A 20,311-nucleotide genomic window follows, 5' to 3' on the forward strand; every position below is an offset into this window, starting at 1 on the left:
CATCGCCTCAACTCCTAATTCATGAATGAGAGCACTTTTTGCTAAAAGTGATTTTATTTTGAGCTGTTCAGGATCCCATCAATGATTGCCAGTTCTTCCGCCGAGAAATGGCGGTTTTCCAGCATTGCCACGGCATCGTCAATCTGGGCGGTTTTACTGGCCCCAATCAGCACTGACGTTACCGACTCGTGGCGTAAAATCCACGCCAGCGCCATCTGTGATAGTTTCTGGCCGCGGCTTTCCGCCAGCGCGTTCAGTTGACGAACCTTCTCCAGCTTCTCTTCGGTGATCTGATCGGGATTAAGGAACTTACTGCCGCTTGCCGCACGCGAGTCTGCAGGAATACCGTTCAGGTAGCGGTTAGTCAGCTGTCCCCCCGCCAGCGGCGAGAAGGGAATGCAGCCGACGCCTTTTTCCTGCAGCACGTCCAGCAGGCCTTCCTCTGGCGCACGTTCAAACATCGAATATTTCGGCTGGTGGATCAGACACGGCGTCCCAAGGTCATTCAGGATATCGATAGCCTTGCGGGCCTGTTCTGCAGGGTAATTTGATAACCCGACGTAAAGGGCTTTTCCCTGACGCACCACATGGTCAAGCGCTTTCATGGTTTCCAGCAGTGGCGTTTGTGGGTCAGGACGGTGATGATAGAAGATATCCACATATTCCAGCCCCATACGCTTCAGGCTTTGATCCAGGCTGGCAACCAGATATTTGCGTGACCCCCAGTCGCCGTATGGGCCATCCCACATGGTATAACCCGCTTTGGTCGAGATGATCAGCTCGTCGCGCCATGGCAGGAAATCTTCCTGCAAAATGCGACCGAAGTTACGTTCGGCTGAGCCGGGAGGAGGACCGTAATTATTGGCAAGGTCGAAATGCGTAATACCCAGATCGAACGCGCGCTGTAAAAGTTGACGGCTGTTTTCGACAAGCGTGGCGTCGCCAAAATTGTGCCACAACCCGAGTGAGATGGCGGGCAACTTGAGTCCGCTTTGCCCGCAGCGGCGATACTGCATTGTCTGATAACGATTTTTGTCCGGCTGGTAACCCATTCTGATGCCCTCTGGCGCTGAAAGGAAAAATCAGTGTATACGTTTACATTAACGTGAAAAAAAAGAGCATAGCGCAGCCTTTTTTGTAAAGCATTCTTTCCATGCCCTTCTTACGACCAATTCTGGACAGCCATCACGCTTCTTTAATACTCAAAGTGAGGTCAACGTCAGAAGGACACCTGTTATGCGAACCCCATACTGCGTCGCCGATTACCTGCTGGACCGTCTTACAGATTGTGGTGCCGATCATCTGTTTGGCGTGCCGGGCGACTATAACCTGCAGTTTCTCGACCACGTAATAGACAGCCCGGATATTTGTTGGGTGGGCTGTGCCAATGAGCTGAACGCATCCTATGCCGCTGACGGATACGCCCGATGTAAGGGCTTTGCCGCGCTGCTGACCACATTCGGCGTTGGGGAGTTAAGTGCCATGAACGGCATTGCCGGCAGCTATGCCGAGCATGTCCCGGTTTTACATATAGTGGGGGCGCCGGGTACGGCGGCACAGCAAAGGGGAGAGTTGCTGCATCATACGTTGGGGGATGGGGAGTTCCGTCACTTTTATCATATGAGTGAGCCGATCACCGTCGCACAGGCGGTCCTTACCGAACAAAATGCCTGTTATGAAATCGACCGTGTGTTGACAACCATGCTTCGGGAACGTCGCCCCGGTTATCTGATGTTACCCGCCGATGTGGCAAAAAAAGCCGCCACGCCGCCTGTAAACGCTCTCACTCATAAGCAGGCTCATGCCGATAGCGCCTGCCTGAAAGCGTTCCGGGATGCTGCTGAGAACAAACTGGCGATGAGCAAACGTACCGCGCTGCTGGCCGACTTCCTTGTTCTGCGCCATGGCCTGAAGCATGCGCTACAGAAGTGGGTGAAAGAGGTACCGATGGCGCACGCCACCATGCTGATGGGAAAAGGGATATTCGACGAGCGTCAGGCGGGTTTTTACGGTACATACAGTGGTTCAGCCAGCACCGGTGCGGTAAAAGAGGCGATTGAAGGGGCTGACACGGTATTGTGTGTTGGCACGCGTTTTACCGATACCCTGACGGCCGGGTTCACGCACCAGCTTACCCCGGCGCAAACCATTGAAGTCCAGCCGCATGCCGCACGCGTCGAGGATGTCTGGTTTACCGGCATCCCAATGAACCAGGCGATTGAGACGCTGGTCGAACTCTGCAAACAGCACGTGCACGATGGCCTTATGTCATCATCATCCGGCGCAATACCGTTCCCGCAGCCGGACGGTTCGCTTACCCAGGAGAATTTCTGGAGAACGTTGCAAACCTTTATTCGCCCGGGGGACATTATCCTTGCCGACCAGGGAACATCGGCCTTCGGCGCGATTGATCTGCGTTTACCAGCTGATGTGAACTTTATCGTCCAGCCGCTGTGGGGCTCGATTGGTTACACGCTGGCGGCGGCGTTTGGTGCACAAACCGCATGCCCGAACCGGCGCGTGATTGTGCTGACGGGGGATGGCGCGGCCCAGCTCACCATTCAGGAACTAGGCTCGATGCTGCGTGATAAACAGCACCCCATTATTCTGGTGCTCAACAACGAAGGCTACACGGTTGAAAGGGCTATCCACGGGGCGGAGCAGCGGTATAACGACATTGCTTTGTGGAACTGGACGCACATTCCGCAGGCGTTGAGCCTCGATCCTCAGTCTGAGTGCTGGCGGGTCAGTGAAGCGGAACAGCTGGCGGACGTACTTGAAAAAGTGGCGCACCACGAGCGGCTCTCGTTGATTGAGGTGATGCTCCCGAAAGCGGATATCCCGCCGCTGCTCGGGGCGCTTACCAAGGCTCTGGAAGCGCGTAATAACGCCTGATTACTTGTCGTTTCGCCAGGCCATCATCATCGGTTTGCCCGCCAGCAGAAGCCAGGCGGGCAACATCACGATACAGAGCAGGGGGAAGAGCGTTGAATCCGGCACCACTACCGCCGCCATAAACAGGCTCAGCCACGCATCGCGCGTCACCACCAGCACCAGCCCCAGAATTGAGCAAGAGACCGTTATCGCTGCCGGCACCGCATCCACATGTTCATGCAGCATCAGCCCCAACGCCACGCCGATAAACACCGCCGGGAAGATACGCCCACCGCGGAACCCACATGCAGCAGCCACCACCAGCGCCGCCAGTTTAACCAGCGCAAACAGCAGGTAATCAGACACGCTGAACACCTGGCTGAAAGCCAACTGCTGCATTTCATCAAGGCCTTTAAACAGCGTTACCGTTCCGCCGATAGCCCCTAACACGCCCAGCATCAGACCACCCGCCCCCAGAATCAGCACCGGGTGCTTCAGCCGGTGCATCAGACGGTGCAGGCGCGGAAGGCACCATACCGCAATCATCCCGAGTGCAATGGCGATCGCGACGACGATGGCACCGCTGAAAATATCGGCAATATGCATCTGACCGTAGTGGGGCAGAGAGAGTGAGAAATGAGGATGGAAAAACAGACTGGTCGTGAGCGCACCAGCCGCAGCGGCCATCAGCGGCGCAAAGAGTTTATCCCAGAGCGGGACGTCGTTATTGCTGGTAAGCGTCTGAGAAAAAATAAGGGCGGCGGCAACGGGCGTGCCGAAAAGCGCCCCGATGGTGCCTGCAGAGGCGAGGATGGTCCAGTCCAGCGCACCGACCCGGGGTAAAATGCGCGAACCGAGAAAGACCGCCATACCAATGTTTACCGCCATGATGGGGTGTTCAGGACCAAGGCTGACGCCACCCGCCAGACCCAGGATCAACGCGATAATCAGCCCCGGCAGCGCCGAGGGGGGAACGGGCGCACCGATCAGTGGCTCAAGCGCCGGATCCGGCCCGGCGTGCCCGGGGCTAAAGCGGATCACCAGACCCACCGCAACGCCGGTGAGCGTCAGCATCAACATGATCCATCCCGGCGAATCCACGCTGATGCCCAGTTGTGCAGGAAGCGCCGTCCATAACATCGCCTGCAACACCGACGCGACTTTCATCACGACAATGAGCACCAGACTTGAGGCAACGCCAATAATCAGCGCCGGTATTGCCAGTAAGAGCATGGTTCTGGCTCGCGGATGGAGCATGATGATTTCCTTGTACAAAACGCTATTACGTTACTTTGCACAATCAGCTTTATGGCAATAGTGCAAAAGGTGCTGAAACGGTAAAGTTATTCTGTGACGAAGATCGATAATCCACGGGCATTCACCTTCCGGTCGTTGTTGTTATCACGCCTTGAACTTACAGTGTCCCAAAGATTTATTCTGACTTTAGCGGAGCAGTAGAAGAATGACAAAGTATGCTTTGGTAGGCGATGTGGGCGGCACGAATGCTCGCCTTGCCCTATGCGATGTAAATAGCGGTGAAATTTCCCGGGCGAAAACCTATTCAGGGCTGGATTATCCAAGTCTTGAGGCCGTTGTTCGGGTCTATCTTGAAGAGCAACAGGTGAGCATCGAAGACGGATGTATCGCCATTGCCTGCCCGATTACCGGTGACTGGGTGGCGATGACCAACCATGTCTGGGCATTTTCCATCGCTGAGATGAAAAAAAACCTTGGTTTTGCGCATCTTGAAATCATCAATGACTTTACTGCCGTGTCCATGGCGATCCCGATGCTGAAGCCAGAGCATCTGATTCAATTTGGCGGTACAGCGCCAGTAGAAGGTAAGCCGATTGCGGTCTACGGTGCCGGTACCGGTCTTGGCGTTTCACATCTGGTTCACGTCGACCAGCGCTGGGTAAGCCTGCCGGGTGAGGGCGGTCACGTGGACTTTGCGCCCAACAGCGAAGAAGAGGGCATTATCCTCGAAGAGCTGCGCGCTGAAATCGGCCATGTCTCCGCCGAGCGCGTGCTTTCCGGTCCGGGTCTGGTGAATCTGTACCGGGCGATTGTAAAATCAGACGGCCGTCTGCCGGAGAATCTGCAGCCAAAAGATGTGACCGAGCGCGCGCTGGCGGACAGCTGCATCGACTGTCGCCGTGCGCTGTCGCTGTTCTGTGTGATCATGGGACGGTTTGGCGGCAACCTGGCGCTGACGCTGGGTACCTTCGGGGGAGTCTATATCGCGGGCGGGATCGTACCGCGTTTCCTCGACTTCTTTACAGCCTCAGGCTTCCGCGGTGCGTTTGAAGACAAAGGTCGCTTCAGAAGCTATGTGCAGGACATCCCTGTGTACCTGATTGTGCACGATAACCCTGGCCTGCTTGGCTCGGGCGCGCACCTGCGTCAGGTACTGGGTCAAATCCTCTGACGACTATCCCTCTCCTGCGGGAGAGGGGATTTTTACAGATGCATCAGCTGGCGGAACTCTTTCACCTTGCTGCGACTCACCGGGACCTGAAAATCAAGATCCTTCAGACGCAAAATATAGGTGTTGTTAAACCACGGTTCGATCTCGCGGATCTTGTTTAGATTGACGCAAAACGAACGGTGGCAGCGGAAAAAGTGCGCCGCCGGCAGTTTATTGCAAAACTCGGTGATGTTCATTGCCATCACGTACGATTCACGCCGTGTATAGACAAACGTCATCTTCTCGTGCGCTTCGGCATAGTAGATATCGTCGATAGGCGTCACGATGATGCGTTCATCCTTGACCAGGTTTATGGTGTCGTTTTCACGTATCGCCGGGCTTGCGTTAGCAGGCGTGGCCTGTTGTTGCCATGCGGCTTCCAGCTTTCGCAGCATGCTGACAATACGCGATTCCTGGTAAGGCTTCAGAATATAGTCAAACGCTTCCAGTTCGAAGGCTTCTACGGCGTGCTCTTTCCAGGCGGTGACGAAAACAATAAACGGCTTATGGGCAAACTGATTAATATTTTGCGCCAGTAATACGCCGTCCAGTGATGGAATGTTGATATCCAGAAAAATGGCGTCGACCCGGTTATGCTGCAAAAACTTGAGTACGTCCAGACCATCCTCAAAGGTACCCACAATCTCCATCTGGCTGTGCGTTTTGATAAGCCAGCTCAGCTCCTGTTGAGCCAGAATTTCATCTTCCACGATGATGACTTTCATTGATTACTCCGGCCTATGGCAACAGTGATGTCGCCGCATGAACGGGGGAGCGTTCATTCGGGACGTAAAAAGCAATTTCGGTGCCGGGTTCGAGACGGTGAATGTGCAGTCCGTCGCCGAACAACAGCTTGACCCGATGGTGCACGTTCAGCAGTCCAATTTTATTGCCCGGCATTTCGTTAGACTCCACGCGCTCAATGACTTTTGGATCAATACCGTGGCCGGTATCGCGCACGGCAATGCGCACGCGGTTACCGCTTTCGGTTACGCTGATGGTGACCACGCCTTTACCTTTACACGGCTGAATGCCGTGAACAATCGCGTTTTCCACCAGCGGCTGGATCAGCAGGCTTGGGATCACACAGTTGACCTCTTCATCGATATCGTAAATCACCGTGAGCTTGTCACCAAAACGGGCCTGCTCAATCGCGATATAGTCCTTGATCTGATACAGCTCTTTTTTGATGTCGATCTGCTCGTCATCGTTCAGTTCAATGTTGTAGCGCAGGTAGCGCGACAGATTGAATATAAGCTGACGCGCGGTGTCCGGATTCATCCGGATGGAGGACGAGATGGCGTTCAGCGCGTTAAACAGAAAATGAGGATTGATTTTGCTCTGAAGCGCGCGCAGTTCTGCCTTATTTGCCATCTCGCGCAGCTGTTCTGCACGGGAAACTTCCAGCTGGGTAGAGATAATTTGCGACAGGCCGATGGCCATCTCCTGAAGCGTGGAGGTGATCTGGTGCGCGTGGCAGTAGTAGATTTTTAGTGTGCCCGTTACCACGCCTTTTTCCCACAGCGGAATCACCAGCATGGAGTGGATTTCCGGCGTTCGGTGAGCTTCATCATTGTTCTTAATGATGATTTTACCGTAGTTGATCGCCTGTCGGGTGGTGGGGCTAATGGTATCGTCATTATCGCGGTAATTGTGTTCCCCGACGCCGACGTAAGCCAGTACGTGGTCGTTATTGGTAATGGCGACCGCATCGGCATGAATATCGCGGCGGATAATATCGCAGACCTGACGTAACGACTCCGCGTTCACATGGCGGAAGAGTGGCAGCGTTTTGTTGGCGATATCCAGCGCCAGCTTGGCCTGACGCGCGGCACTGGCCTCTTTTTCTCCCTCAACGCTTTGTACCAGCAGCACGATAAAACCGATGCAGACGCTGCCGAGGATCATGGGAATACCGATTTTCGAAACGATATCCAGCCCCAGTGCGATAGTGGGGGCCCATACCACCACCAGGATCATGGTCAGCGTTTCGCACACCATGCCAGCGATGATCCCGGCGCGCCAGCGCTGCTTTTTCGGGATCTTGCGGTTAATCCATCCTGACAGCACCCCGGCAATAATACTGGTAATAAAACAGGGAATTGCCGTCACGCCACCGATATCAATCAGGTAACGGTGCGTACCGGCAATCAGTCCGGTGATGACGCCGACCCATGGGCCAAACAAAATCCCGCCGGACATGACGGCAATGATACGCACGTTAACCAGCGATCCCTCGACCGGCACGCCGGACCATGTGCTGAACAACGCGAACAGCGAGAAGATCGCGGTTACGGCCAGCAGCTCTTTTGGCGAGTGCGCAGACTTGTGCAAAAGCTCGCGGAACAGGCGAATGCGGATAAGGAAAAACAGGCAAATCAGCATTAATGCCGCACGGTCAAAAACCGCCAGCAGCATATTGAATATTTCGTGCACGAGTAGACCAGGGAAAACGGGAAAGAACCATGATAAAAAACCTGGCGCGTATTGACCAGCTATCCGTCAGGTTTATCAAATGGGGAAAAACCCTGTTTTGCAAAGGGGATTATCAGGAGAGGGCTGAAGTCTCCCGATTTTTTTGTGATAACGCCTGAGCAGGTAACGGTTTTGATATCATCGTGTTACACAACAGATATCAGAAAGAGGCTGTCACTCGGACGCTTCCGCTTTTCAATGCAGCAGGGTTCCGATTTTAGCGCGCACTCTTTTTTTTCATTTCCCTCTCGACAGCATGATTTTTTTCAGGTTATTTTCTAAACATGCCACATCGGTGGCAGCGTCGCTCGGACGGTCCGGGCGCTAACGTTAATCTGAGGAATCTATGGCTGAATTCAGTCCTGAACGCCGTTTTACGCGTATCGATCGTCTCCCCCCTTATGTATTCAACATCACTGCTGAACTGAAAATGGCTGCGCGTCGGCGCGGCGAAGATATTATTGATTTCAGCATGGGTAACCCTGACGGCCCAACACCACCGCATATTGTTGAGAAATTATGTACGGTTGCTCAGCGTCCGGATACGCACGGCTACTCCACCTCTCGCGGTATTCCTCGATTACGTCGTGCAATTTCTCGCTGGTATCAGGATCGCTACCAGGTCGATATCGACCCTGAAAGCGAGGCGATTGTCACCATCGGCTCAAAAGAGGGGCTGGCGCATCTGATGCTGGCGACACTGGATCATGGTGATACCGTACTGGTGCCCAATCCGAGCTACCCGATTCACATTTATGGCGCAGTGATTGCTGGAGCGCAGGTTCGCTCCGTACCACTGGTGGAAGGGGTCGATTTCTTTAACGAACTGGAACGTGCGATTCGCGAAAGCTACCCGAAACCTAAGATGATGATCCTCGGTTTTCCGTCGAACCCGACGGCGCAGTGCGTAGAGCTCGATTTCTTTGAAAAAGTGGTCGCCCTGGCCAAACGTTACGACGTGCTGGTGGTGCATGATTTAGCCTATGCCGATATTGTCTATGACGGCTGGAAAGCCCCTTCGATTATGCAGGTTCCTGGCGCACGCGATGTGGCGGTTGAGTTCTTTACGCTGTCGAAAAGCTACAACATGGCTGGCTGGCGCATCGGCTTTATGGTGGGCAACAAGACGCTGGTGAATGCCCTGGCGCGCATCAAGAGTTATCACGACTACGGTACCTTTACCCCGCTTCAGGTCGCGGCTATTGCAGCACTTGAAGGCGATCAGCAGTGTGTGCATGAGATTGCTGCGCAGTATAAGCGTCGCCGTGATGTGCTGGTCAAAGGGTTGCATGAAGCGGGCTGGATGGTGGACATGCCAAAAGCGTCCATGTACGTCTGGGCTAAAATTCCGGAGCCGTATGCGGCAATGGGATCGCTGGAGTTTGCCAAAAAGCTGCTGCAGGACGCGAAGGTATGTGTCTCGCCGGGCATTGGCTTTGGTGATTATGGCGACACCCATGTGCGATTCGCTCTGATTGAAAACAGTGACCGCATCCGGCAGGCGGTGAGGGGCATCAAGAGTATGTTCCGCGCCGACGGACTTCTCTCATCGAAAAGCGTCACCGAACATCACGCGTCATCATGACATAAAAAAACAGGAGCCATCGGCTCCTGTTTTTTTGACTGCATGTTCTTCACTAGATCATCAGGGCAAACGTTCCGGCCCAGACTAAAACAATCACCGAAATGCCCATAAAGAAATATTTCACGTTTCATCGCTCCGCGTATCTTGTGGTACGCATTTAAAAACAGAGTCCACCTGATTATAGAGAGCTGAAGTTGGCTTATAGCGGAAATAAGATTTTTCCCGTAATACCGCTGACTCCCGCTCAGAATTCTGTGCTTTCCTGTTGCCAGACGGCGCTAATGTACGCCTAAAAATGGGGGGTGACAAGAGGGATTTTTTTAAATAATTTCCGTCACTTACGAGTGTCGTGGAACGGCGACAGTTTGATTTCAGAACGCAATAAATTCACTTTGAGCGACGCAAAGAAAGACAGTACACAGCGTGATTACAGGTCATTGAAAAGGTTAGTTTCTTAACGAAACTAACCTTCTGGAATTTAGATATACAGCGAGGCTTCGCCAAGAGGGCGTGTTTTGAAACGGCGATGCATCCAGAGATATTGCTCAGGCGCACGCATGATTTCCATTTCGATAACTTTATTGATGAACGTAGCGGCTTCGCCTTCGTTTTCCGGATAGTTAGCCATCTCAGGGGAGATATGCAGACGATAGCCTGATTTATCCGCTTTTCTGACCATCGTGACGGTCAACATGGAGGCACCGGAAAGACGTGAAATCACAAAGGTACCATTGGTCGTGGCGACATCTTTCACCGCAAAGAACGGAGCGAAGCTACTGCCTTTACGGCCATAATCCTGGTCCGGTGCGAACCAGACGGCCTCACCTTTTTTCAGTGCGCCAACCATGCCGCGCAGGTTGTTACGGCTGATCATCGCCTTATTCGAGCGCATACGACCACGTGTCTGCACCCATTCCATCACGGCGCTGTTGTGCGGACGGTAGGTTGCCATCATCGGCTGGCAAAGCCCCATGACGCGACCCCCCAGTTCCAGAGACATAAAGTGAACGCCGACCACCATCACGCCGCGGTTTTGCAACTGGGCACGTTTCAGGTTATCCAGGCCTTCCACATCAAACCATTTACGAACACGCTCATCAGACCAGAACCATGCCATACCGGTTTCAAGCAGAGCCATGCCGATAGATTTAAAGTTTTCAGCAATCAGTTTTTCGCGCTGTTCCGCATTGTACTGTGGAAAGCAAAGTTCGAGATTTTTACGCGCAATAGACTCACGACGTTTAAGGAAGTGGCGCGATGCGCTGCCAAGCCTGGAGCCCAGAATGCGGATTACGGGATAAGGAAGCTGAACCAGTAACCAGAGCACGCCAAGACCAAACCATGTGAACCAGTAACGCGGGTGCAGAAACGCGCGTTTGAATTTGGATTGTGACAAAATAATGGGAACCTATATAAAGTCGGTGAAAGTCACGCATTGCGTAACCACGTACCTGTTAGACCGTAGTACAAGGTCATGGTTGCAGGCTTTACCGATCTTTACGGCGTTGCCTGGCCATTGCTGACGTTGGGTGGGCGGTATAATGTAGCACCCTTTATACGGTATGTGCTATTATTCGTGCTTGATTAAAAAAGCGGCAATTCGAAAGGTCTTTGATTTTTCTGTTTTTATAAACCAGAACAGATGCGCGACGGCATCTGTTTGGATATTTTGAAAGCAGTCGTTATGCTTTCCAGGCCGCATCGCCAGGCTGTACCTGTTTATACCATGCCATCAGCGCGGCTGTACCGGGCTCTCCCTCGGCGGGGGCCCAGGTAACGAAATCCTCATCAGCCACCGGTTGATAGCCACCGTGTTTAACTTCAAAAATAACGCCGCCGTGATCCAGTGACAGCACGGCATGCCAGGTTCCCGCCTCCATCTCCAGCGCCATACACGCTTCACCTAATACGACGCGACGGGTGACGACGCCCTGGTCGTCAAAATTCAGCACGACAAAACGCCCGCGAAGGGGAAGTAACAGCTCAAAGGTATGCGGATGACGATGAGGGCGAACATAGGTGCCTGGTTCCATCGCGATGGCCAGCCGCTGAACCGGGTCGCTCAGTTCAGGATGAAAGTTACGATGTGCGCGTAAACGCGGGGCGTTAGCCGCCGCTTCACTTTGTTGCTTCAAATCGGAGAGCGTGATTTGTTTCATGGTGGTTGCCTAAAGAGAAGAGGGCCTGTGGAGTAAAGCAGTGGAATTGTAATACGGAATAACATAACCCGTATAAATGAGGGTTCAATCACTGCACATCACCTCTGGAGCATAATAACCTGTGCTGCTAAATTCTCTTTAGCGGCTAAAACGTGACTGACAGGGAAAAGCGGGTGACAGAGCAAATCGATTATCAGATTGAAAAATACAGATTTACAGAGGCGAATGAACCTCCGCGTCTTACCCGTCAGTGGGCCGACGTTTTAAGCGAGTGCAAGGCGATCCAGGCCGGGGCCGAGGCGCGTCTGCGTATTGCCCTGACCAATGTCGATTACGTTACCAGCTTTGAGCTGCCTTTCCGCCTGCTGCTCGTGCGGACACCTCAGTTAATTGCCGGCTTGCGTGATGAACTGCAGCTCAGCCAGAAGAATGTCATTTTTAACGGGAAACGGTTTGGCTGTGTCTGGAGCGTGAAGTCCGATTTGAGCGGTGTACCTGACGTTTTTCAATATCATCTGTCCACACGTATACGGCGAACGGAAGCGACACAATTGACCGCGGAACCTTTTCTGCAGATAGCCAAAGAAATTAAGCCCCCCACGGAACGTCTGAAGCGTGCTCTGTTAAGTGGTCTGGAGGTAACCGCACTCGATGCGCTGTTCTGGTTTGGGATCCAGCGGATTGCTGCTGAGGTGTCGCGTCTGAGAAAGACCGGAATGAGAATTACCACTGCGGAAAAACAGGTATTTGATAATCTTACCGGAACGACTCGCCTTGTGCCGGTGTATCGGCGCGCCGATGAGAGCATGGTGTCCCCTGCAGGAATCGAACCTGCAACTAGCCCTTAGGAGGGGCTCGTTATATCCATTTAACTAAGGGGACAAGGCGGCACGAGTATAGCCTCATTTACACTTTGCGTTAAGCTCATCGCCGCCTGACTGCTCAAAGAGTCACCATTCAGGTCGATTTTTTTGCAGATTTATCATCGTTTTCCCGCGCTTTCTGTTCGGCCTTGCGCTTATTAGACATGTCGTTACGGATTTGCGCATGGCTTAACAGTGCGAAGATAAACGTTCCGCCGCAGATATTGCCTGCCAGCGTCGGCAGGGCGAACGGCCAGAAAAAATCGCTCCAGTGAAGCGTACCATTAAAGACCAGATAGAGGATTTCAACGGTTCCGACCACGATGTGCGTGGTGTCAGCCAGTGCTATCAGCCAGGTCATTAATATGATCACGACAATTTTGGCACTGCCCGCGGAAGGAAACATCCACACCATGGTCGCGATTATCCAGCCGGAGATGATGGCATTCGAGAACATTTCGAACGGCGTGTTTTTCATTACGTCCATACCGATTTTCACGAAGGCATCCCGGGTGGGCTCATCGAATATCGGCATATATTCAAATGCCCATGCCGCCACGCCTGTACCGATGATATTCCCCAGCAGCACCACGCTCCATAAACGCATCAGTAAACCGAAATTACCGAGGGTAGGGTTTTGCATCACCGGGAGAACGGCGGTAACGGTGTTTTCAGTAAACAGCTGCTGGCGCGCCATAATGACAATCACAAAGCCAAAGGTGTAGCCGAGATTTTCAAGTAAAAACCCACCGGGTACCCCTTCCAGTTGCACATGGAATATGCCCTTGGCGAGGAGTGAGGCGCCCATCGACAAGCCTGCCGCGATGGCCGACCAAAACAGAGCCATGGCATCACGCTCCATCTCTTTTTCGCCATCCTGTCGGATATGTTCATGGATCGCCATCGCACGGGAAGGAAGGCGATCTTCATTGATTTCTATCTCCTCACCGCGCTCTTTTTCCTCGCTTTCAATTTCAATTTCCTCATTACTCTCGCCAATTTTTTCTTCGCCCACTTCTTTCATAGCCACTCCAACACGATGATCTTTCTATAAAGCGTAGCGGCTTTTAATGAAATGCCCGTGGGGATGCTCTTAAATTGGCGGCAATGGCAACAAAGGCGATACATCTCATTAAAAGACATTATAAAATTGCCAGCGAAACGAATTCTAAAAGCCAGGCTATGCTGAGATCAGAGTGACGGTGGTTACTGCCCGTAATTGTGCTCGTAGACATCGGTAAACGTGCTGTTACAATCACTTGCACGTTTACAGGCGGAGCAACCCATGCTCCGTTACGGATGGCAATCAACGATAGCCATACTGAACAGGGAGATATTTATGAAACTTCGGCTGTCGGCGCTTGCGCTGGGCGCGACGATGCTTGTGGGCTGCGCCAGCTCTGGAGAGCAAACGGGACGCTCCGATCCTCTCGAAGGATTTAACCGCTCAATGTACAGCTTCAACTACAACGTGCTGGACCCGTATGTGGTTCGCCCGGTGGCAGTTGCATGGCGTGATTATGTTCCACAACCTGCGCGTAACGGGTTGAGTAACTTCACCAGTAACCTGGAAGAACCTGCGGTGATGGTGAACTACTTCCTGCAGGGCGATCCGTATCAGGGTATGGTGCACTTTACCCGCTTCTTCCTGAACTCATTGCTGGGGATGGGGGGCTTCATCGATGTTGCCGGTATGGCGAACCCGAAACTTCAGCGTGAGCAACCGCACCGTTTCGGCAGTACGATGGGGCATTATGGCGTGGGTTATGGTCCGTATGTTCATCTGCCATTCTACGGCAGTTTCACCGTACGTGATGACGGCGGCGACATGGTGGATACGCTGTATCCGGTTCTGTCGTGGCTGACCTGGCCGCTGTCGGTAGGGAAATGGACGGTGGAAGGGATCGAGACGCGTGCGCAACTGCTTGATTCGGACGGTCTGCTGCGTCAGTCTTCTGACCCGTATATTATGGTCCGCGAAGCTTACTTCCAGAATCACGACTTTATTGCCAATGGCGGCAAGCTGAAGCCGGAAGAGAATCCGAACGCGAAAGCAATCGAGAACGAATTAAAAGATATCGACTCGGAATAAAGATATCGACCCGGAATAAAGAAAAAAGGTGAGCCATGCTCACCTTTTTTAATCCCTGCGCGATTAGAACGCGTAGTTGAAGTTCATGCCATACAGCCAGGCTTTACCTTCAGAAGAGAACTCATACGGCCCCTCCTTAAAGTTAACTTTTTGACCGTGCATGTAAGAGATGCCCGCATCGATAGAAGCATCTTTATTGAAGGCATAGGTTGCACCTGCGCTCAGCCAGAAGCGGTCCTGGTCCGGAATGGAGATGGAACGCTTGTCAGCCGGTACAGGACTATCATCGAAGGCAATACCGGTACGGAATGTCCAGTTGTCATCCATATAGTAGGTGGTACCCAGCGCGATACGGTAGGCATCACGGAAGCTTTCATCTTTATAGAAGAGCGTGTCACCATTGCTGTTGGTCGCTTTCAGCTCCTGGAACTGACTCCAGCTGGTGTAGGTCAGGCTATAGTGAACCGCCCACTGCGGCGCCACTTTGTTATAACCCGACAGTTCCCACATTTCTGGCAAGTGCAGGCTCAGAGAACCGCCAGTGGTACGGCCGTCGGTGCCCATTGGCAGGCCGAAGCTACCCAGAATCTGGTTATAGGCTGAAGGCAGGCTGCTCTTATAATCGCCATCGAAGTCAATTTTCACTTCGGAACGGTAAGTTAAACCGTAGCGGTTATTTTTATCGATTTCATAAAGGATACCGGCGTTCCAGCCGAAGCCCCATTCGTCACCCTTAAGGTAAGCAATCTGGGTATCTGCCGGAATACCTGCAACCTGCTGTGCCAGACCCGGAATCGGCGGCAGAGCGCCTGAGCCAGCAACGACTTTACCCAGGTCACCCGCGTAGCGCTCGATCTTCGCTTTAGCATAAACCGCATCAAAGCCGACGCCGAAGCTCCAGTGGTTGTCCAGACGGTAAGCACCGCTCAGGTTCAGGTTCAGGGTTTCAAGGTCGGTTTTACCGCCATACGCCCCTGCGGCGTAGTTATTATTAAACTCGGTAGCCAGACCGTAGTTAGACGTCACGGAAGCGCCCCAGCCGAACTGGTCATTAATTGGCGCAACGAAGTGGAGGTTTGGCACCCAGGCTGTTGGCGCGATGTTGTCTGCCTTCAGGCTGGCGCCTGTTGGCGAGCGGCCCGAGATATCAACACCCGGATCAACAAAGATTGCACCAGCAGAGAAGGTCGGACGATCGAACATCATGATCAGTGCAGGGTTACGACTCGCGTTGCCCGCATCATCAGCAATTGCGCCTTCCCCGGAATACGCACGGCCAAGGCCAGAGGAAGAAAATTCGTTTAACTGAAAGCCCGCGGACCAGGCGGACGTAGAGACGATTGCCACTGCGACTGCCAGCGCAGTCTTTTTGAACAGGGTTTTCTGGCTCATGACCATAACCTCATTGAGTTATTTTTATTCAATAATTGTTACATACCGTAACAGGAGCGCGAAGTGTAGGGTCTGAGGTATGACATACAAATCAGACCAGTGGCGAGAGTATAGGTCTGACCAGCCAGAATGTTGCAAGTTTGTTTATTAATATTTTCAAACATGTTTCTTGAAACGAGATCTGGTTGGCAAAATTGTGACCATTGCGAATCGTCTGAAAGGGTGATTTTTGTTCTAGATCATTTTTTAGTGTGATATTGGTCACTTATCCGCTTTTGCGCCATTAACGGCTGGAGAGAGCCAGCCCCGGGGCGTAAAATAGCAGCATCGTGTTTATCTCGCGCCTTGCGCGAATACAGAGGAAATTGAGCTATGAGTAAATGCAGTGCTGATGAAACCCCGGTTTGCTGCTGTATGGATGTTGGTACCATCATGGACAACTCCGATTGCACCGCCTCTTACAGCCGCGTATTCAGCAACCGCGCCGAAGCGGAAGAAACCCTGGCCGCGCTGAGCAAACGTGCACGTGAGGTCGAATCCGATCCGTGCGAAATCACATCCACCTTTACTGACGTGGACGGCGGCGTGAAGCTGGATATCGACTTTGTGTTCGCCTGCGAGGCGGAAACGCTGATTTTCCAGTTGGGTCTGCGCTAACCTCAACGGCGTAATGCCCTCATCCTGGCCCCTCTCTCACAGTAGAGGGTGCACACTAAAACGGTAACCTTCGGGTTACCGTTTTGCTTTCATTTTCGCAGAGGCATTTTCTTTTTCTTCTCTGTGCCTTAGCTCGCACTTTTTCGTTTCCCTGATTGGCTGAATGTAAAAAAATGGTTAAGACTGTTATCAGGTCAGACCACTTTATGTTTGAGTAAAAAATTTTACAGGGGAAGGTTATGAGTCAGGCGTTACCGCTTATTACCCGTCAGGGCGATCGCATTGCCATTGTCAGTGGATTACGTACGCCATTTGCACGTCAGGCGACAGCGTTTCATGGCATACCGGCTGTCGATCTGGGGAAAATGGTGGTGGGGGAGATGCTGGCTCGCAGCGAAATTCCGCCTGAGGTCATCGAGCAGCTGGTTTTTGGCCAGGTTGTGCAGATGCCTGAAGCACCCAATATTGCGCGCGAAATCGTCCTCGGTACGGGGATGAACGTCCACACTGATGCCTACAGCGTCAGCCGGGCATGTGCTACCAGCTTCCAGGCGGTGGCTAACGTGGCTGAAAGCCTGATGGCAGGTACCATTCGCGCTGGGATCGCCGGCGGGGCGGACTCCTCTTCGGTTCTGCCGATTGGGGTCAGTAAAAAGCTGGCCCGGATCCTGGTTGACGCCAACAAAGCCCGTACCGTCGGTCAGAAACTCAAACTTTTCTCCCGCTTACGCCTGCGTGACCTTATGCCTGTACCGCCCGCAGTGGCGGAGTATTCCACCGGTCTGAGAATGGGCGATACCGCCGAGCAGATGGCAAAAACTTACGGGATCACCCGTGAGCAGCAGGATGCGCTGGCTCATCGCTCACATCAGCTGGCGGCGAAAGCCTGGTCGGAAGGCAAACTGGCTGATGAAGTCATGACGGCGTACATCCCGCCATACCGTGAACCGCTCTCAGAAGATAACAATATTCGCGGCAGCTCGACGATGGCGGATTACGCCAGGCTCCGTCCGGCATTTGACCGCAAACACGGTACCGTCACGGCCGCCAACAGTACTCCGCTGACGGACGGTGCCGCCGCGGTGATCCTGATGACGGAATCCCGTGCCAAAGAGCTGGGCATAAAACCGCTGGGCTACCTGCGCAGCTACGCCTTCACGGCGATAGATGTGTGGCAGGACATGTTGTTAGGGCCGGCGTGGTCCACACCGCTGGCGCTGGAACGCGCGGGACTGACCCTCGCGGATTTAACCCTCATTGATATGCACGAAGCCTTTGCTGCACAAACCCTGGCAAACATACAACTGCTGGCGAGTGAACGTTTCGCGCGCGATGTTCTTGGCCGGGCGCATGCCACTGGCGAAGTGGATCAGAGCAAATTTAACGTCCTGGGTGGCTCCATCGCCTACGGTCATCCATTTGCGGCGACGGGGGCGAGGATGATCACCCAGACATTACATGAGTTACGCCGCCGGGGTGGTGGTTTTGGCCTCGTAACCGCCTGCGCAGCGGGTGGTCTGGGTGCGGCAATGGTCCTGGAGGCTGAATAATGGATATGCCATCTGCATTTAATCTGACGGTACGTCTCGATAACGTCGCCGTTATTACTATCGATGTTCCCAACGAGAAGATGAACACCCTGAAAGCCGAGTTCGGCGTTCAGGTGCGCGCGATGCTAAAGCAGATCCGCGAGAACAAAGCGATTCGCGGCCTGGTGTTTATCTCGGCGAAACCGGACAACTTTATTGCCGGAGCCGATATCAACATGATTGCCCGGGCGCAAAACGCTCAGGAAGCCGAAGAGCTGGCGCGTCAGGGGCAACAGGTCATGGCGGAGATCCATGCGCTGTCTATCCCGGTCATCGCGGCGATCCACGGTGCCTGTCTGGGCGGTGGGCTGGAGCTGGCGTTGGCCTGTCACAGCCGCATTTGTACCGACGATGCGAAAACCGTTCTGGGCCTGCCTGAAGTACAGTTAGGCCTCCTGCCAGGCTCCGGCGGGACGCAGCGTCTGCCGCGTCTGGTTGGGGTCAGCACTGCGCTGGAAATGATATTAACCGGCAAACAACTGCGTGCCCGTCAGGCGCTGAAAGCCGGCCTGGTCGACGAGGTGGTTCCTCACGCCATTTTGCTTGAGGCGGCGGTTGAACTGGCGCTCAAAGGACGGCAGGCAAAACGTCCTCTGCCGGTGCGTGAACGCGTGCTGGCCGGGCCACTGGGCCGCACACTCCTGTTCAGCATGGCGGGCAAGAAAACCGAACAAAAAACCAAAGGCAACTACCCGGCGGCGAAACGTATCCTTGAGGTTATTGAAGTGGGGTTATCTCAGGGCAGCAGCAGCGGCTATGCCGCAGAAGCAAAAGCCTTTGGCGAGCTGGCGATGACGCCGCAGTCTCAGGCGCTGCGTAACATCTTTTTTGCCAGTACAGAGGTAAAAAAAGACCCCGGCAGCGAGGCGCAGCCTGCCCCGCTGCATGCCATTGGCGTACTGGGTGGCGGGCTGATGGGGGGCGGAATATCTTTTGTTACCGCCAGCAAAGGCAAATTGCCTGTACGTATCAAAGACATCAATGCGAAGGGAATCAATCACGCGCTGCAGTACAGCTGGCAGAACCTTGATCAAAAGGTTAAACGCCGCCATATCAAGGCCAATGAGCGTGATAAAACCCTGGCACTGATCTCCGGCACGACAGACTACAGCGGTTTTGCCCATCGCGATCTGGTGATTGAAGCGGTGTTTGAAGACCTGGCGCTTAAGCAGCAGATGGTGGCTGACGTTGAGCAACATTGCGCACCCCATACCATTTTTGCGTCGAACACCTCGTCATTGCCCATTGGCGATATTGCGGCCAGAGCCCAGCGTCCGGAGCAGGTGATTGGCCTGCACTATTTCAGTCCGGTTGAAAAAATGCCGCTGGTGGAGGTTATCCCGCACGCCAGCACCCGCCCGCAAACCGTTGCTACCGTGGTTAAACTGGCCAAAATGCAGGGTAAGACACCGATAGTGGTGGCGGACAAAGCCGGCTTTTACGTTAACCGCATTCTGGCGCCTTATATAAATGAAGCGATGCGGCTGCTGACGGAAGGGGAGAAGATCGAACACGTCGACGAGGCGCTGGTGAAGTTTGGGTTCCCCGTTGGCCCAATCCAACTTTTGGATGAGGTGGGAATCGACACCGGCACTAAAATTATACCTGTGCTGGAAGATGCTTATGGAGATCGTTTTAGCCCGCCTGCAAACATTGTTTCTGCAATTTTGAAGGACGATCGCAAAGGCAGAAAAAATGAACGCGGTTTCTATCTTTACGGCGCGAAAGGGCGTAAAAGCAAGAAACAGGTCGACCCTTCGGTTTATGGGCTTATTCCGACAACCGGTCAGGGAAAACTGTCACCCGTTCAATGTGCTGAACGCTGTGTGATGATGATGCTTAATGAAGCGGCACGCTGCTTTGGTGAGCAGGTGATTAAAAGCGCGCGCGATGGTGACATCGGTGCGGTATTTGGCATTGGTTTCCCGCCGTTCCTCGGCGGCCCGTTCCGTTACATGGACACTCTCGGTGCGGGTGAAGTGGTTGCAATCCTGCAACGTCTGGCCTCGCAATACGGTCCGCGGTTTACACCGTGTGACGAATTATTGCAGATGGCGGAACGGGGCCAGACATTTTGGCCTTCAAGGGAAACTGTCCTCGTAAGTTGAGGTCAAAAAAGGGTAAATCCTGAAGTGTATGAACCTGTTTTGGCGATTTT

At 53.4% G+C, this 20,311-nt stretch carries 17 protein-coding genes and 1 tRNA gene; 8 read left to right on the top strand and 10 right to left on the bottom strand.

Going from position 1 to position 20,311, the window contains the following annotated elements; genetic code table 11:
• Positions 1–53 precede the first annotated feature (53 nt).
• Entirely contained in the window at positions 54–1,052 is a 999-nt protein-coding gene (mgrA, locus tag BJ887_RS02685) for an L-glyceraldehyde 3-phosphate reductase (protein ID WP_032678648.1), read from the bottom strand.
• A 184-nt stretch (positions 1,053–1,236) separates the two neighbouring features.
• Between mgrA and ipdC the strand changes: the two genes are divergently transcribed.
• Positions 1,237–2,895 (top strand): indolepyruvate decarboxylase, encoded by a 1,659-nt coding sequence (gene ipdC, locus BJ887_RS02690; protein ID WP_121339197.1) that lies wholly within the window; start codon positions 1,237–1,239, stop codon positions 2,893–2,895.
• Here the strand turns inward: ipdC and BJ887_RS02695 are convergent, their stop codons facing one another.
• The gene (locus tag BJ887_RS02695; protein WP_047955921.1) at positions 2,896–4,131 is read right to left on the bottom strand and encodes an ion channel protein; all 1,236 of its coding nucleotides are present in this window, start codon (positions 4,129–4,131) and stop codon (positions 2,896–2,898) included.
• 205 nt (positions 4,132–4,336) lie between these two features.
• On the opposite strand from BJ887_RS02695, the gene glk reads away from it, so the two are divergent.
• Positions 4,337–5,302 (top strand): glucokinase, encoded by a 966-nt coding sequence (glk, locus tag BJ887_RS02700; protein ID WP_020883102.1) that lies wholly within the window; start codon positions 4,337–4,339, stop codon positions 5,300–5,302.
• Positions 5,303–5,334: 32 nt separating this feature from the next.
• Here glk and BJ887_RS02705 read toward each other — a convergent pair whose 3' ends face one another.
• The gene (locus BJ887_RS02705; protein ID WP_020883103.1) at positions 5,335–6,066 is read right to left on the bottom strand and encodes a LytTR family DNA-binding domain-containing protein; all 732 of its coding nucleotides are present in this window, start codon (positions 6,064–6,066) and stop codon (positions 5,335–5,337) included.
• 13 nt (positions 6,067–6,079) lie between these two features.
• Positions 6,080–7,777, bottom strand: coding sequence for a sensor histidine kinase (locus tag BJ887_RS02710; RefSeq protein ID WP_025203510.1), 1,698 nt, complete (start codon positions 7,775–7,777; stop codon positions 6,080–6,082).
• A 385-nt stretch (positions 7,778–8,162) separates the two neighbouring features.
• Between BJ887_RS02710 and alaC the strand changes: the two genes are divergently transcribed.
• Entirely contained in the window at positions 8,163–9,401 is a 1,239-nt protein-coding gene (gene alaC / locus BJ887_RS02715; protein WP_025203511.1) for an alanine transaminase, read from the top strand.
• Between the two features lie 52 nt (positions 9,402–9,453).
• On the opposite strand, the gene ypdK is transcribed toward alaC, so the two are convergent.
• From ypdK to BJ887_RS02730, 3 genes are all read right to left on the bottom strand, one after another.
• Positions 9,454–9,525, bottom strand: a complete 72-nt coding sequence (gene ypdK / locus BJ887_RS02720) for a membrane protein YpdK (RefSeq protein ID WP_099458937.1) — start codon at positions 9,523–9,525, stop codon at positions 9,454–9,456.
• Between the two features lie 354 nt (positions 9,526–9,879).
• Positions 9,880–10,800 (bottom strand): kdo(2)-lipid IV(A) palmitoleoyltransferase, encoded by a 921-nt coding sequence (lpxP, locus tag BJ887_RS02725; protein ID WP_025203512.1) that lies wholly within the window; start codon positions 10,798–10,800, stop codon positions 9,880–9,882.
• Between the two features lie 283 nt (positions 10,801–11,083).
• On the bottom strand, positions 11,084–11,560 hold the full coding sequence (locus BJ887_RS02730; protein ID WP_025203513.1) for a WbuC family cupin fold metalloprotein: 477 nt from the start codon (positions 11,558–11,560) through the stop codon (positions 11,084–11,086).
• Positions 11,561–11,733: 173 nt separating this feature from the next.
• Here BJ887_RS02730 and BJ887_RS02735 point away from each other — a divergent pair, with 173 nt between their 5' ends.
• On the top strand, positions 11,734–12,408 hold the full coding sequence (locus tag BJ887_RS02735; protein WP_121339732.1) for a helix-turn-helix domain-containing protein: 675 nt from the start codon (positions 11,734–11,736) through the stop codon (positions 12,406–12,408).
• On the opposite strand, the gene BJ887_RS02740 is transcribed toward BJ887_RS02735, so the two are convergent.
• A tRNA-Arg gene (locus BJ887_RS02740) sits at positions 12,368–12,442 on the bottom strand. The two genes, BJ887_RS02735 and BJ887_RS02740, sit on opposite strands and share 41 nt — an antisense overlap.
• A gap of 75 nt (positions 12,443–12,517) precedes the next feature.
• Positions 12,518–13,447, bottom strand: coding sequence for a formate/nitrite transporter family protein (locus tag BJ887_RS02745; protein ID WP_020883107.1), 930 nt, complete (start codon positions 13,445–13,447; stop codon positions 12,518–12,520).
• Positions 13,448–13,762: 315 nt separating this feature from the next.
• Here BJ887_RS02745 and mlaA point away from each other — a divergent pair, with 315 nt between their 5' ends.
• The gene (gene mlaA / locus BJ887_RS02750; RefSeq protein WP_020883108.1) at positions 13,763–14,515 is read left to right on the top strand and encodes a phospholipid-binding lipoprotein MlaA; all 753 of its coding nucleotides are present in this window, start codon (positions 13,763–13,765) and stop codon (positions 14,513–14,515) included.
• A 63-nt stretch (positions 14,516–14,578) separates the two neighbouring features.
• On the opposite strand, the gene fadL is transcribed toward mlaA, so the two are convergent.
• The gene (fadL, locus tag BJ887_RS02755; RefSeq protein ID WP_020883109.1) at positions 14,579–15,907 is read right to left on the bottom strand and encodes a long-chain fatty acid transporter FadL; all 1,329 of its coding nucleotides are present in this window, start codon (positions 15,905–15,907) and stop codon (positions 14,579–14,581) included.
• Between the two features lie 372 nt (positions 15,908–16,279).
• Here fadL and BJ887_RS02760 point away from each other — a divergent pair, with 372 nt between their 5' ends.
• The 3 genes from BJ887_RS02760 to fadJ all read left to right on the top strand — a co-directional run bounded on the left by BJ887_RS02760 (position 16,280) and on the right by fadJ (position 20,261).
• On the top strand, positions 16,280–16,564 hold the full coding sequence (locus BJ887_RS02760) for a YfcZ/YiiS family protein (protein ID WP_121339199.1): 285 nt from the start codon (positions 16,280–16,282) through the stop codon (positions 16,562–16,564).
• 239 nt (positions 16,565–16,803) lie between these two features.
• A complete protein-coding gene (gene fadI, locus BJ887_RS02765; protein ID WP_032678623.1) occupies positions 16,804–18,114 on the top strand; it encodes an acetyl-CoA C-acyltransferase FadI in 1,311 nt (436 codons plus the stop codon).
• Entirely contained in the window at positions 18,114–20,261 is a 2,148-nt protein-coding gene (gene fadJ / locus BJ887_RS02770; RefSeq protein WP_121339200.1) for a fatty acid oxidation complex subunit alpha FadJ, read from the top strand. Before fadI ends, fadJ begins: the two co-directional genes overlap by 1 nt.
• Positions 20,262–20,311 lie beyond the last annotated feature (50 nt).

Source organism: Enterobacter sp. WPR_3_1 (assembly GCF_003635055.1).
GTDB lineage: Bacteria > Pseudomonadota > Gammaproteobacteria > Enterobacterales > Enterobacteriaceae > Enterobacter > Enterobacter ludwigii.

What these genes read in the sequence shown, in the direction of transcription:
- fadI (WP_032678623.1), top strand. Translation starts at nt 16,804, where the DNA reads ATGAGTCAGGCGTTACCGCTTATTACCCGTCAGGGCGATCGCATTGCC.
- alaC (WP_025203511.1), top strand. Translation starts at nt 8,163, where the DNA reads ATGGCTGAATTCAGTCCTGAACGCCGTTTTACGCGTATCGATCGTCTC.
- mgrA (WP_032678648.1), bottom strand. Translation starts at nt 1,052, where the DNA reads ATGGGTTACCAGCCGGACAAAAATCGTTATCAGACAATGCAGTATCGC.
- glk (WP_020883102.1), top strand. Translation starts at nt 4,337, where the DNA reads ATGACAAAGTATGCTTTGGTAGGCGATGTGGGCGGCACGAATGCTCGC.
- BJ887_RS02695 (WP_047955921.1), bottom strand. Translation starts at nt 4,131, where the DNA reads ATGCTCCATCCGCGAGCCAGAACCATGCTCTTACTGGCAATACCGGCG.
- BJ887_RS02760 (WP_121339199.1), top strand. Translation starts at nt 16,280, where the DNA reads ATGAGTAAATGCAGTGCTGATGAAACCCCGGTTTGCTGCTGTATGGAT.
- BJ887_RS02705 (WP_020883103.1), bottom strand. Translation starts at nt 6,066, where the DNA reads ATGAAAGTCATCATCGTGGAAGATGAAATTCTGGCTCAACAGGAGCTG.
- mlaA (WP_020883108.1), top strand. Translation starts at nt 13,763, where the DNA reads ATGAAACTTCGGCTGTCGGCGCTTGCGCTGGGCGCGACGATGCTTGTG.
- fadJ (WP_121339200.1), top strand. Translation starts at nt 18,114, where the DNA reads ATGGATATGCCATCTGCATTTAATCTGACGGTACGTCTCGATAACGTC.
- BJ887_RS02745 (WP_020883107.1), bottom strand. Translation starts at nt 13,447, where the DNA reads ATGAAAGAAGTGGGCGAAGAAAAAATTGGCGAGAGTAATGAGGAAATT.
- BJ887_RS02730 (WP_025203513.1), bottom strand. Translation starts at nt 11,560, where the DNA reads ATGAAACAAATCACGCTCTCCGATTTGAAGCAACAAAGTGAAGCGGCG.
- fadL (WP_020883109.1), bottom strand. Translation starts at nt 15,907, where the DNA reads ATGAGCCAGAAAACCCTGTTCAAAAAGACTGCGCTGGCAGTCGCAGTG.
- ipdC (WP_121339197.1), top strand. Translation starts at nt 1,237, where the DNA reads ATGCGAACCCCATACTGCGTCGCCGATTACCTGCTGGACCGTCTTACA.